The 12822-nt window shown below is 43.0% G+C and carries 10 protein-coding genes and 4 tRNA genes; 12 read left to right on the top strand and 2 right to left on the bottom strand.

The window, feature by feature from the left end; genetic code table 11:
- Positions 1-78: 78 nt before the first annotated feature.
- Positions 79-534 (bottom strand): regulatory protein RecX, encoded by a 456-nt coding sequence (locus DFP80_RS15605; protein WP_113917741.1) that lies wholly within the window; start codon positions 532-534, stop codon positions 79-81.
- Between the two features lie 195 nt (positions 535-729).
- Between DFP80_RS15605 and DFP80_RS15600 the strand changes: the two genes are divergently transcribed.
- The 9 genes from DFP80_RS15600 (at position 730) to DFP80_RS15560 (ending at position 8150) form a co-directional block, all read left to right on the top strand.
- Positions 730-1983 (top strand): D-amino acid dehydrogenase, encoded by a 1254-nt coding sequence (locus tag DFP80_RS15600; protein WP_113917740.1) that lies wholly within the window; start codon positions 730-732, stop codon positions 1981-1983.
- A 30-nt stretch (positions 1984-2013) separates the two neighbouring features.
- Positions 2014-3111, top strand: coding sequence for an alanine racemase (gene alr, locus DFP80_RS15595; protein WP_113917739.1), 1098 nt, complete (start codon positions 2014-2016; stop codon positions 3109-3111).
- A gap of 226 nt (positions 3112-3337) precedes the next feature.
- Positions 3338-5956: an alanine--tRNA ligase gene (alaS, locus tag DFP80_RS15590; RefSeq protein ID WP_113917738.1), complete on the top strand. Its 2619-nt coding sequence runs from the start codon at positions 3338-3340 to the stop codon at positions 5954-5956.
- A gap of 60 nt (positions 5957-6016) precedes the next feature.
- The gene (locus DFP80_RS15585) at positions 6017-7258 is read left to right on the top strand and encodes an aspartate kinase (RefSeq protein WP_113917737.1); all 1242 of its coding nucleotides are present in this window, start codon (positions 6017-6019) and stop codon (positions 7256-7258) included.
- 143 nt (positions 7259-7401) lie between these two features.
- Entirely contained in the window at positions 7402-7590 is a 189-nt protein-coding gene (csrA, locus tag DFP80_RS15580; RefSeq protein ID WP_012071293.1) for a carbon storage regulator CsrA, read from the top strand.
- A gap of 58 nt (positions 7591-7648) precedes the next feature.
- A tRNA-Ser gene (locus DFP80_RS15575) sits at positions 7649-7738 on the top strand.
- Between the two features lie 61 nt (positions 7739-7799).
- Positions 7800-7876: transfer RNA gene (locus tag DFP80_RS15570), tRNA-Arg, on the top strand.
- Between the two features lie 60 nt (positions 7877-7936).
- Positions 7937-8013: transfer RNA gene (locus DFP80_RS15565), tRNA-Arg, on the top strand.
- A gap of 60 nt (positions 8014-8073) precedes the next feature.
- Positions 8074-8150: transfer RNA gene (locus tag DFP80_RS15560), tRNA-Arg, on the top strand.
- A 44-nt stretch (positions 8151-8194) separates the two neighbouring features.
- On the opposite strand, the gene DFP80_RS15555 is transcribed toward DFP80_RS15560, so the two are convergent.
- Positions 8195-9175 (bottom strand): tRNA dihydrouridine synthase, encoded by a 981-nt coding sequence (locus DFP80_RS15555; protein WP_113917736.1) that lies wholly within the window; start codon positions 9173-9175, stop codon positions 8195-8197.
- A 178-nt stretch (positions 9176-9353) separates the two neighbouring features.
- Here DFP80_RS15555 and DFP80_RS15550 point away from each other — a divergent pair, with 178 nt between their 5' ends.
- Genes DFP80_RS15550 through DFP80_RS15540 form a run of 3 tightly spaced genes read left to right on the top strand, consistent with a single transcriptional unit; the run spans position 9354 to position 12635 of the window.
- Positions 9354-9605, top strand: coding sequence for an OadG family protein (locus DFP80_RS15550; protein WP_113917735.1), 252 nt, complete (start codon positions 9354-9356; stop codon positions 9603-9605).
- A 38-nt stretch (positions 9606-9643) separates the two neighbouring features.
- Entirely contained in the window at positions 9644-11443 is a 1800-nt protein-coding gene (oadA, locus tag DFP80_RS15545; RefSeq protein WP_113917734.1) for a sodium-extruding oxaloacetate decarboxylase subunit alpha, read from the top strand.
- A gap of 19 nt (positions 11444-11462) precedes the next feature.
- On the top strand, positions 11463-12635 hold the full coding sequence (locus tag DFP80_RS15540; protein ID WP_113917733.1) for a sodium ion-translocating decarboxylase subunit beta: 1173 nt from the start codon (positions 11463-11465) through the stop codon (positions 12633-12635).
- The last annotated feature ends 187 nt before the right edge of the window (positions 12636-12822 follow it).

Raw genomic sequence — 12822 nt, 5'->3', positions numbered from 1 at the left:
TTTTACTCATGTATGCTAGCTCTGATGTATTGGTTCAGAGCTGATCTACCAGTAATCTTGGTTTTAAATCAGAAGTTCTTAATACTCATCTTTGGAGGAGAGGGCATATTTTATTTGCTCGAAGTCAAATCCTCTATATTGAAGGTAGCGTGATTGTTTGGCCTTTTCTTTAAAGTCCATGCTGGGCGCCTCCCCGAATCTCCTCTTTTTTAATTGTTTTGCTAATTCGAACCAGTCGACACCGGCTTCTAGTATGGTTGTTTTTGCTAATTCGCTACTGATCCCTTTTTGTATTAGTTCTTGCCTTATACGATTTGCGCCAAGGGGTTTGTTTATACGTCCTCTGACAAAAATTTCTGCAAAACGTGCGTCGTTGAGATAGTTCATTTCTTCAAGGCGTTCAATAATGGATTCGATTTCTTCTTCGCCATGACCTCTTATTTTTAGTTTAGTGCTCAGTTCCTTTTTACTGTGTTCTCTATGGCTGAGCAGTGATAAAGCTTGGTCAAAAATGGACGTTTGGTGCTCTTTCATATCTGCTTCTCGGCGAATCTTTATGAAGTTGTTATTTTATCAGCTGATTAATGCTTTTACATTCGTTTTGTAATCGACTTTATTTTTTTTATTTTGTAGTTTTTTATTCTTTTATTTTTTAAAAAATAAGATGATAAAACTGAATTTATTGTGTGATTATAGGTGATATGACTTTATCTTTATTTGAGGTTTTTTATGCGTGTTTGCGTGTTAGGTGCAGGTGTTGTGGGGTTAACTTCAGCCTATTATTTAGCAAAAAAAGGTTTTGAAGTAACAGTGATTGACCGCCAGGAAGGGGTTGCTCTTGAGACGAGCTTTGCAAATGCAGGACAAATTTCGCCTGGTTACTCTGCACCTTGGGCGGCGCCAGGGATTCCTCTTAAAGCGGTTAAATGGCTAATGCAAAAACATGCGCCGTTGAAAGTGAGTGCTGATCCTGAGCTTAAAAAATTGGCTTGGATGGGGAAAATGCTAGCGAATTGCAATGAAAAAGCTTACGACGTAAACAAATCTCGTATGGTGGCATTGGCGGAATACAGCCGCGATCAATTTATCGCTATGCGAAAAGATATTGGTATTAAATATGATGATGGGCAGGGCGGTTTGACCCAGCTTTTTCGTAAAGATGAACAGGTCGAGGCATCTGAAAAAGACATCAAGGTATTAAAGGCTTTGAATGTGCCGCATCAAGTATTAACACCGGCACAAATTCTAGACGTTGAGCCGGGTCTTGCTCCAGTGATTAATAAGTTCAAAGGTGGGCTCCGTTTGGTTGGCGATGAAACCGGAGATTGTTTTGTTTTTTGCCAAGAACTTAGGAAACACTGTGATGAATTGGGCGTTAAATTCACATTTGGTGTGGAAGTTGATCGATTAGTTGTAGAAGGTGGTAAAATACGCGCCGTTAAAACCGATCAGGGGGACTTTGAATTTGATAACGTTCTGGTATCTATGGGCAGTTACTCAAAAGAGTTGCTTAAAGCGATTGATATTTCTATTCCTGTTTACCCGGTAAAAGGTTATTCCTTAACAGTAGCGATTACGGATGAGCAGTTTGCACCAGTTTCTACTGTAATGGATGAGACCTATAAAGTTGCAGTGACTCGACTTGGTGGTCGGATTCGTGCTGCCGGAACCGCAGAGCTGAATGGCTACAACCTTGATTTGCCAAAAGTGCGTACAGAAACTATCACTCATGTTGTGCATGATTTGTTCAATCAGAGTTGCGATTTATCTCAGTCGGATTATTGGACGGGTCTTCGCCCAATGACTCCAGATGGTACGCCAGTTGTCGGTCGCACAGGTATTGATGGTTTATATTTGAATACCGGGCACGGAACATTAGGTTGGACTATGAGCTGCGGTTCCGCTGCCGTGATTGCCGACATTATGGCTGGTGACAAAACTGAGATCGATTCACAAGATTTTTCTGTTCAGCGTTATAAGTAATAAAACGTTTTGAAAGTTTAAGGGGCAAAAATGGCAAGGCCACTCTCGGCAACGGTAGATTTGGACGCGATTCTTCAAAATTACCGCTATGCAAAAAAATTACAACCAACTTGCAAGGCGTTTGCTGTAGTTAAAAGCAATGCGTATGGGCATGGTGCTGTTGAAGTTTCACGTTATTTAGATGAAGAAGTGGATGCTTTTGCTGTGGCGGCTATTGAGGAGGCAATCACATTGCGTGAAGCGGGTATTGTTTCGCCTATTTTGCTGTTGGAAGGTGTATTTGAAGGGGAAGAGTGGGCGCTATGTGAGAAGCATGGTTTTTGGTCTGCTCTAGAAAATGCTCAGCAGCTGGATGAATTACACGCTAGTCACGCCAAAATCGAAAAGGTTTTTCTGAAATTGGATTCCGGAATGCATCGTCTTGGCGTGGATAAAGAAACGGCTCCAGCGTTTGTGACGGCGTTGAAAGACAGCGGCCAAGTGGGAGAGGTTGTTTTAATGACGCATTTTTCTTGCGCGGATGACTTGTCAGATTTGGCAACCATGCAGCAGCTCGCTTATTTTGAACAAACGCGCCAGTCGATTGGTGATATTGAAGCCAGTGTAGCGAACTCTGCGGCGATCATGAAGTGGAGTGTGCCAGAAGGTGGTTGGATTCGTCCGGGTATTATGTTGTATGGAATCTCGCCTTTTGCCGAAGTAAGTGGCCGAGCAGTAGGCTTGCGCCCAGCGATGACCTTATCGTCAAAAGTGATTTCGACACGTAAGCTTACGCAAGGTGATAGAGTTGGGTATGGTCTTGGTTATATAGCCGAAGATGATCATGTGTTAGCAACTGTTGCTGTAGGTTACGGTGATGGCTATCCCCGCCATGCTGAAAATGGTACGCCACTTCGAATCGATGGGAGAGCTGCTTGTTTAGCTGGCCGTGTTTCCATGGATATGATTACTGTGCGAATGCAAGACTTGGCAGATGATCCAGCTATGGGGCAAGAAGTTGTGCTTTGGGGGGGGGATGTGCCAGTTGAGGAAGTTGCGAATTATGCCGGAACTATCGGTTATGAGTTAGTGACTCGAATGACAGCTCGACCTCATTATCGCTATATTCGCGATGCAGGTTCTCAATAATCTCTTCCCTAAAATTCTTAAGTAAAAGTGGGTTTATGCCTTTAAATCCTACTTTTGCTTAAGTTGTGCACAAAATAAGCTTTAAATTACTACGGTTTCTTTTGAAAACACCTATCCTTTGCGTGTACTATTTTGTGCTTTTCGTTGCATCGAATCGGCGCCTGTTAATCTGCCATTCACGCAATCCAATTCGTCCAGAAAAATAGAGATAGAGACTCATCCCATTATGAAGAGTTCTGAGTTACGCCAGTCATTTTTATCGTACTTTGAAAGTAAGCAGCATCAGATCGTGGAATCCAGCTCGTTGATTCCTGGAAATGATCCAACACTACTATTTACAAACGCTGGTATGGTCCAGTTTAAAGATGTGTTTTTGGGGGAAGATCTTCGCCCATACTCACGAGCCACAACGTCTCAGCGTTGTGTTCGAGCAGGTGGTAAACACAATGACTTAGAAAACGTCGGTTATACCGCGCGGCACCATACCTTTTTTGAAATGTTGGGTAACTTCAGTTTTGGTGATTACTTCAAAAAAGAGGCGATTCATTATGCGTGGGAGTTTTTAACAGTAGTGTTGAAATTGCCAACAGAAAAGTTGTTGGTAACGGTTTACGCAGACGATGATGAAGCGTTTGATATTTGGAATAAAGACATAGGTCTTGCTGCAGAAAAGATCATCCGTATTGGTGATAACAAAGGCGGTCGATATCAGTCTGACAACTTCTGGGCAATGGGTGATACTGGCCCTTGTGGCCCTTGTTCTGAAGTGTTTTATGATCACGGTGAACATATTTGGGGTGGGCCTCCAGGCTCTCCTGAAGAAGATGGTGATCGCTTTATTGAAATTTGGAACGTGGTCTTCATGCAGTTCAATCGCTCGGCTGATGGTGCTATGACGCCTTTGCCAAAACCTTCTGTTGATACTGGAATGGGCTTGGAGCGTATTGCTGCTATTTTGCAAGGTGTTCACAGTAACTACGAAATCGATTTGTTTCAAAACCTTATTAAAGCAGCGGCGCAGGTAGTAGGTACTCAAGATTTGAGTGCGCAGTCACTACGTGTTATCGCTGACCACATTCGCTCTTGTTCCTTTATGATTGTTGATGGTGTCATTCCGTCAAATGAAGGTCGTGGTTATGTGTTGCGTCGTATTATTCGTCGAGCAATCCGTCACGGTAATAAGTTAGGACAGAAAGGTGTGTTCTTCCATAAGTTGGTAGAAGCGCTTGATGTTGAAATGGGGCAAGCTTACCCAGAGTTAACCAAGTTAAAAGATCGTGTTGCTTCTATTCTGTTAAAAGAAGAAGAGCAGTTTGCCAAAACTCTTGATCAAGGCATGAAGATTCTTGAAGAGGCGATATCCGAATTAGGCGATAAAAAAGTTATCCCTGGCGAGACTGTTTTCAAACTTTACGACACGTATGGTTTTCCTGCGGATTTAACCAACGATGTTGCGCGTGAAAATGACTTGGAAATAGATGAAGTTGGATTTGACGTCGCGATGGACGCTCAGCGTGCTCGTGCTCGTTCAGCAAGTAACTTCTCTATGGACATGTCGAGCAGTGTTAAATTGGATTCTGTTACTGAGTTTACGGGTTATGAGAATCTACATGCTACCTGTGAAGTTGAGATGATTCTTGTCGATGGGGGGGCTGTTGAGTTTATTGAGGCGGGTCAAGTTGCGGCAGTCGTTTTGAAATCAACACCCTTTTATGCGGAATCTGGTGGTCAAGTTGGCGATCAAGGTTGGTTGCGTGGCGCTGTAGCATTCAAAGTGTCTAACACAACCAAGCAAGCTAAAGCGCATTTGCATTACGGTGAACTAAAAGAAGGCCGTTTGGCAATAGGCGATCAGGTAACAGGTGAAGTGGACCGTACTTTGCGTATGGCGACTACGTTGAATCACTCAGCTACTCATCTAATGCATGAAGCGCTGCGTCGTGTTTTGGGTGATCATGTTTCGCAAAAAGGTTCTTTGGTGAATCCTGAACGTTTGCGTTTTGATTTTTCGCATTTTGAAGGTGTGACGGCAACAGAAATTGAACAAATCGAAGACATGGTTAACGAACAAATTCGCTTAAACCGTTTGGTGGAAACAGACATCATGGATGTTGAGTCTGCTAAAGCGAAAGGCGCGATGGCGTTGTTTGGCGAAAAATATGACAGCGAAGTGCGAGTGTTAACGATGGGGGCGGATTATTCGATAGAGTTGTGTGGCGGTACTCATGTTAGCCGTACTGGGGATATTGGCTTCTTTAAAATCATTGCAGAAAGTGGCATTGCTGCTGGCGTTCGTCGTATTGAAGCGGTTACAGGCAAAGTTGCAATTGATACAACACGCCAGACTGAGTCGGTTCTTGATGGTATCGCTAGTCTTGTTAAAGGTAATAAAGACAGTGTGTTAGACAAGGTTGTTGCCTTGAATGATCAAGCGCGCAGTTTGCAGAAAGAATTGGATGTATTGAAAGGTAAGATGGCGGCTTTGGCTGGCGCTGATTTGGCTTCTCAAGCAGTTGATATCAATGGCGGTAAGTTGTTGGTTGCTCAGGTTGAAGTGGAAAATCCAAAAGCATTGCGTGATTTGCTTGATGAACTGAAAAGTAAGCTTCAGTCCGCTGTGATTTTATTGGCTGCTGTTAATGATGGTAAGGTAAGTTTAATCGCCGGTGTGACTAAAGAGCTGACTAAAAATGTGAAGGCGGGTGATCTTATTAAGATGGTTGCGCCTTATGTTGATGGTAAAGGCGGTGGTCGTCCTGATATGGCTCAAGCTGGAGGTAATAATCCAGATGGCTTGTCTGCTGCTCTTGAGTTGGTGCCAGGTTGGGTTGCTGAAAGAGTTTAAATTGAATCCTTCCTTAAAAGCGTTGATTGCGATTTTTTTGATTTAAATAGTGGAAGAATTATGGCGTTGTTAGTTCAAAAATACGGTGGTACCTCGGTAGGTACAATTGAGCGTATCGAGGCTGTTGCAGATCGAGTGTTAAAGCATAAGCAGCAAGGTGACGACATAGTTGTCGTGGTTTCGGCTATGAGTGGTGAAACCAATAGGCTGATTGATCTTGCGAAAAATATTAATGCTTCGCCAAGTGCGCGTGAAATGGACGTACTGCTATCGACAGGGGAGCAAGTAACTATTGCACTTTTGTCTATGGCGTTAATGAAGCGTGGTCTTGATGCTCGTTCTTATACAGGTTCGCAAATCCGTATTACGACTGACAGCGCTCATGGTAAAGCTCGAATTCAAAAGATTGATACCGAAGCAATGCGCGCAGATTTAGATGCGGGGCGAGTGATTGTCGCAGCCGGTTTTCAAGGGGCAGATGAGTTTGGCAACATTACGACATTAGGTCGAGGTGGTTCCGACACTACTGGTGTGGCTCTTGCTGCCGCATTAAAGGCAGATGAATGTCAAATCTATACTGATGTGGATGGCGTTTATACGACGGACCCTCGTGTTGTGGATAGTGCTCGACGCTTGGAAAAAATCACCTTTGAAGAAATGCTAGAAATGGCTAGCCTTGGTTCTAAGGTGCTACAAATTCGCTCGGTAGAGTTTGCTGGTAAATATCAAGTGCCGCTTAGGGTGCTGTCTAGTTTTGTTGAAGGTGAAGGTACGTTGATTACAACTGAGGGGAGTAAGGGTATGGAGCAGCCAGCGGTTTCTGGAATTGCGTTTAATAGAGATGAAGCAAAATTAACGTTGAAAGGTGTTCCTGATATCCCAGGTATTGCTTCTCGTATTCTTGGTCCTATTAGTGATGCCAATATTGAAGTGGATATGATTGTTCAGAACGTATCGGTTGATGGTACAACGGATTTTACCTTTACGGTGCATCGCAATGAATATGACCAGGCCTTATCCACTTTGAATATTATCTCTAAAGAGCTTGGTGCTAGCGCTGTACTTTCTAATTCTAAAATTGCTAAGGTCTCTATTGTTGGTGTGGGTATGCGCTCTCATGCGGGCGTAGCAAGTACTATGTTTAAGGCTCTTGCGGCCGAATCCATTAATATTCAGTTAATCTCTACTTCTGAAATCAAAGTGTCTGTCATTATTGATGAAAAATACATGGAGCTGGCGGTTCGTGCGCTGCATTCAGCTTTTAAGTTGAGTGAAGTCGCATCAGGGGTTCGAGAGGCTTAACAATTGGATACATAAAATCCTTTAGTTATACGTAGTTTAATTTTTGTTGAGAGGCTACAATTGATTTTGTAGGAATTGCCCTACACTGACTGTCGGGCAATTCATCTAAAAAAATTTAAAAGCTATAACAGGGAGATATTCTTATGCTTATTCTTACTCGTCGAGTCGGTGAAACTTTAATGGTTGGTGACGAAGTTTCTGTCACTGTGTTAGGTGTGAAAGGAAATCAAGTTCGTATTGGTATCAATGCGCCTAAAGATGTCTCTGTTCACCGTGAAGAGATTTACCTTCGTATTCAGAAAGAGCAAGACGATCAAATTTCTGAAGATTAATTTTTAAAAAAGGCTTTACAAGACAAATGTGTCGTATATAATGCGCACCACTTGTTACGGAGAGTTGGCCGAGTGGCTGAAGGCGCGCCCCTGCTAAGGGTGTATGGGTTAACACTCATCGAGGGTTCGAATCCCTCACTCTCCGCCATTTCAAGTTGTCTTTTAGAGTCTATCCCCTCTAATTGAAAAAAGATTGGAATTGTCATTGTGCACCCGTAGCTCAGCTGGATAGAGTACTCGGCTACGAACCGAGCGGTCAGAGGTTCGAATCCTCTCGGGTGCACCATTCCAAAAAAAACATTTTAAAACTATCCTATTTAAAATGTGGTTGTGAATATTTTGCTATGCACCCGTAGCTCAGCTGGATAGAGTACTCGGCTACGAACCGAGCGGTCAGAGGTTCGAATCCTCTCGGGTGCACCATTCCAAAAAAAACATTTTAAAACTATCCTATTTAAAATGTGGTTGTGAATATTTTGCTATGCACCCGTAGCTCAGCTGGATAGAGTACTCGGCTACGAACCGAGCGGTCAGAGGTTCGAATCCTCTCGGGTGCACCATTTCTATTTCTTCTCTGTTTCTCTTCTTTGTATAAAATCTCTCGTCATGTGCTAGTTACTGCCCTTTCAAAGGTTTGCATCAATTCGTTTACGCTTTTGCAGCGTCTTAATGTTTGAAGGTTTTCTTTAACTTCTTCAAAACCAAACCTTAAATGTCCACACCACTGTTTTAGTCTACCTAGTGTGGCTATTTCATCATAATGTTCTTGTAGTTGAGAGCTGTAACTAATGAACAGTGTGTTTAGGTTTAGTGTGTCTATTGTGCTGCTTTCTCCATTTAGCCCCTCTCTTATTTGTTGGAAAATAAACGGATTATTAAGTGAGCCCCTGCCTATCATAAAATGTTGGCAGCCAGTAATGGATTGGCAGCGTAGTAAAGACTCTGTGTCTTTGATGTCACCATTGGCAATCACTATCATGTTTGTTTTATCTTGAATTTCGCCTATTTTTTCCCATCTTGCTGGTGGTTTGTAGCCATCTTTTTTTGTTCTGCCGTGAATGGTGAGTGTTCCGACTCCAGCGGCTTCAATGGCGGCGACATTGTCAAACAGTAGATCTTCATTTTCGAAACCTAGGCGTATTTTGGCTGACACGGGGATTTCGGTGGGTAGTATCCTTCGAATCGCGCTCATGATGTCATAAAGTACATTGGGGTTTTGTAGTAAAACCGAACCGCCGCCGTGGCCATTTACACGTTTGGCAGGACACCCAAAGTTTACATCGATATGCGTGGCGCCAGCTTCGGTGGCATTTAAAGCGCTCTCTGCCATAAGTTCTGCATTGCTGCCGAGTAGTTGAGTGTGAACTGGGTGGTTGTGTTTCGTTTTTGCTTCGTTGGTATTTTCTGGAATAAGGCGTCTGAATGTTGTTGCAGGGATTGGATATTGAGTGACTCGAATGAATTCTGAGACCAAATAGTCCATGCCGCCAATTTCTGATAGTAATGCTCTCATTGTGTGATCCATGACACCTTCCATTGGTGCAACGGCCAGTACAATGCTGTTGTTGTCTGTTGGTTTTTTCAAAGTGTGGTCGCTTTTAGAGAATTGTTCACGAAATAAGTCTAACTGTTATGCAATAAAAATATGAAACTGTTCTGGTTTGTGGTAAAAACTAACTATCAAAAATAAATAGTGTTCTTGAGTGCGCATCTGATCACATTAGAAGGGTACAAACAAGACGAGAAAAAAAGGTGGCTATGTTATGAATGGGCTGTTGGAAGATGGTGTGGGTTTGATGGTGCTAGGGATGGGGTTTGTATTTCTATTTTTGGTGGTATTGATTTTTGCGACAGGTTACATGTCGCGACTGCTTAATTATTTATTTCCTGAAGCTCCTGCTGTTGCAGCACCAAAGCTTGCCGCTAAAAATCTTTCTACTTCTGGTGTCGATGCGCAAATGGCTGCAGTTATTACAGCTGCGGTTCATCAACACAGAAATAATAAAAACTCTTAATTTCTTAATACTAATCTTAATTTCTTTGAGGCTGAAATATGACAACAACAAAGCAACCTCTTGGCATTACTGATGTCGTTTTGCGTGATGCTCATCAATCTTTGTTTGCAACGCGTATGCGTATTGACGATATGCTTCCCATTGCTGAAAAACTCGATCAGGTTGGTTTTTGGTCACTTGAATCGTGGGGTGGTGCAACATTTGATTCTTGTATTCGCTTTATCGGGGAGGATCCTTGGGAGCGGATTCGTGAGTTGAAAAAGGCTATGCCTAAAACGCCTCAACAAATGTTGTTGCGCGGGCAGAACCTTCTTGGCTATCGTCACTATGCCGATGATGTTGTGAATAAATTCGTTGAGCGAGCCGCTTTCAATGGTGTTGATGTTTTTCGAATTTTTGATGCCATGAATGATCCGCGCAATTTGGAAACGGCCATTAAAGCTGTTAAGCAGCAAGGTAAGCATGCTCAAGGAACAATTTCTTACACCAAGAGTCGAGTTCATACCACTAAGAACTGGGTAGACTATGCAAAGACTCTGGAGGATATGGGGGCAGACTCTATCGCTATAAAAGATATGTCTGGCATTTTGACGCCATACGATGCTTTTGAATTGGTTGGTTTGTTGAAGGCGCAGACTCAGCTAGAGGTGCAGTTGCACGCGCATGCTACGTCTGGCCTGTCGGATATGACCATTTTGAAGGCGGTTGAAGCAGGTGTGGATAGAGTTGATACTGCTATTTCTTCTATGTCGATGACTTATGGTCATAGTGCGACAGAATCTGTTGTTGCCGCTTTGCAAGGAACGGATAGGGATACAGGCTTAAATCTAGAGTTGTTAGAAGAGATTGCGGCTTATTTCCGAGAAGTTAGAAAGAAATACGCGAAATTTGAAGGGTCTCTTCGCGGTACAGATTCTCGTATCTTGATTGCTCAAGTGCCTGGCGGTATGTTGACCAATATGGAGAGTCAGCTTAAAGAGCAAGGTGCGGCTGATAAGTTTGACGAAGTATTAAAAGAAATTCCAAAAGTCCGCGAAGATTTAGGCTTGATTCCTCTTGTCACGCCGACGTCACAGATTGTTGGTACTCAGGCTGTTTTGAATGTTCTTACTGGTGAGCGCTATAAATCTATCTCAAAAGAGACGGCGGGTATTTTGAAGGGGGAGTATGGTGCCGCTCCTGCGGAGTTTAATAAAGAGTTGCAGGCAAGAGTTTTAGATGGGGCTGAGGCGATTACTTGTCGACCAGCGGATTTGCTATCGCCGGAAATGGATAAGTTGACTGAGGAGTTGGTTGATCTATCGAAAGAAAAAAATATTCAGTTATCTGATGATCAGATTGATGATGTGTTAACTTTTGCTTTGTTTCCTCAAATAGGTCTTAAGTTCTTACAGAATCGTGGTGACGCTAGTGCTTTTGAACCTGTTCCGACACTTGAGGATGCAGTTGATAGTAAGCCTGCGGTTGCAAGTGTTTCCTCTGGTGATGCGAGTGTTTATACGGTTTCTGTTTCTGGGCAGAGTTTTGTTGTTCAGGTGTCGGAGGGCGGTGATGTTAGTGATATCCAGCCTGTTGCGAATGTTCAAAAAGCTGCAAGTCAGGCACCTGCGGCTCCTGCTGCGTCATCTGGCGAAGACGTTCCTTCTCCATTGTCTGGAAATATCTTTAAAGTGTTGGTATCTCAAGGGCAGCAAGTTGAAGAGGGTGATACTGTCATGATTCTCGAAGCGATGAAGATGGAGACAGAAATTTCTGCTCCTAAGTCCGGTGTCGTTGGTTCTATTAATGTAAAAGAAGGTGACTCCGTGCAAGTTGGTCAGTCACTTCTTACGTTGTAATTAAGGGAATTGATCGACAATGGAAAATAAATTATTAAATCTTTATCACGATACAGGGATTTATCAACTGGAACTTGGACAGTTTGTGATGATCTGTGTTGGTTTGCTGTTGGTTTATTTGGCAATAAAAAAAGGTTTTGAGCCGCTCCTTCTTTTACCTATTGGTATTGGTGCGGTTTTAGTTAATATTCCAGGTGCAGGCTTTATGGCTGCACCTGTTTATGATGCAACTGGGCATATGGTTTCTCCGGGCGGCCTTCAATACTATATTTATCATGGTGGTATTGAAACAGGCTTGTTCCCTTTGATTATCTTTATGGGTGTTGGTGCTATGACGGACTTTGGTCCTATGCTTGCCAACCCGAAAACCTTGCTTCTTGGTGCGGCTGCACAGTTTGGTATCTTTGCTACTGTTATTGGTGCAGTGCTATTAAGTGCATCTGGCATTATGGATTTCTCCTTAGCTGATGCGGCGGCAATAGGTATTATTGGTGGTGCCGATGGTCCAACAGCTATTTTCGTTGCTAGCCGACTGGCGCCAGATTTATTGGGTGCGATTGCGGTAGCTGCTTACTCTTATATGGCCCTAGTACCGCTTATTCAGCCACCAATCATGCGAGCGCTGACATCGAAAGAGGAGCGTTCTATTAAGATGGAGCAGCTTAGGCCTGTTACGAAGAAAGAAAAAATAGTCTTTCCAATCGTAGTGATTATTCTGGTTGCGATGTTTTTACCGTCGGCGGCTCCTCTGCTTGGGATGTTCTGTTTTGGTAATTTAATGCGTGAGTGTGGTGTTGTTGACCGCTTAAGTGATACTGCTCAAAATGCATTGATTAATATTGTGACGATCTTTTTGGGCTTGGGGGTTGGCTCTAAGTTGAGTTCAGAAGCCTTTTTAAACCTGGAAACGTTAGGTATCTTGAGTTTAGGTTTGATCGCGTTTTCTATCGGTACAGCCGCTGGTGTTTTAATGGCGAAGTTAATGAATCGATACTCGAAAGAAGCAATTAACCCATTGATTGGTGCAGCGGGTGTGTCGGCTGTACCAATGGCTGCACGTGTTGCTAATAAAGTGGGTCTTGAAGCGAATAAACAAAATTTCTTATTGATGCATGCAATGGGTCCTAACGTTGCTGGTGTTATAGGTTCTGCCGTGGCGGCTGGTGTAATGCTGAGCTACGTTGGTGGTTAGTGTTTAAAGCGACTTTGACAAAAAGGCACTTCGGTGTCTTTTTGTTTATCTATGGCTTGTTAAGTGAAATATAAATAAATTAAAAGAATTTCAAAAAAGAGCTTGCATAGAAAATTTTGGAATGTATTATACGCACCCACTGACACGGACAACAACGCAAACGAAAGTGAGCAACTTACTTAGGTAA

This window comes from Marinomonas rhizomae, assembly GCF_003315485.1.
GTDB classification, from domain to species: Bacteria; Pseudomonadota; Gammaproteobacteria; order Pseudomonadales; family Marinomonadaceae; genus Marinomonas; species Marinomonas rhizomae.
The sequence above is the reverse complement of the archived record's forward strand: the minus strand, read 5'-3'. Positions and strand labels throughout refer to the sequence as shown.

Coding starts and splice junctions, on each gene's coding strand:
- DFP80_RS15605 (WP_113917741.1), bottom strand. CDS start 534: ATGAAAGAGCACCAAACGTCCATTTTTGACCAAGCTTTATCACTGCTC.
- DFP80_RS15600 (WP_113917740.1), top strand. CDS start 730: ATGCGTGTTTGCGTGTTAGGTGCAGGTGTTGTGGGGTTAACTTCAGCC.
- alr (WP_113917739.1), top strand. CDS start 2,014: ATGGCAAGGCCACTCTCGGCAACGGTAGATTTGGACGCGATTCTTCAA.
- alaS (WP_113917738.1), top strand. CDS start 3,338: ATGAAGAGTTCTGAGTTACGCCAGTCATTTTTATCGTACTTTGAAAGT.
- DFP80_RS15585 (WP_113917737.1), top strand. CDS start 6,017: ATGGCGTTGTTAGTTCAAAAATACGGTGGTACCTCGGTAGGTACAATT.
- csrA (WP_012071293.1), top strand. CDS start 7,402: ATGCTTATTCTTACTCGTCGAGTCGGTGAAACTTTAATGGTTGGTGAC.
- DFP80_RS15550 (WP_113917735.1), top strand. CDS start 9,354: ATGAATGGGCTGTTGGAAGATGGTGTGGGTTTGATGGTGCTAGGGATG.
- oadA (WP_113917734.1), top strand. CDS start 9,644: ATGACAACAACAAAGCAACCTCTTGGCATTACTGATGTCGTTTTGCGT.
- DFP80_RS15540 (WP_113917733.1), top strand. CDS start 11,463: ATGGAAAATAAATTATTAAATCTTTATCACGATACAGGGATTTATCAA.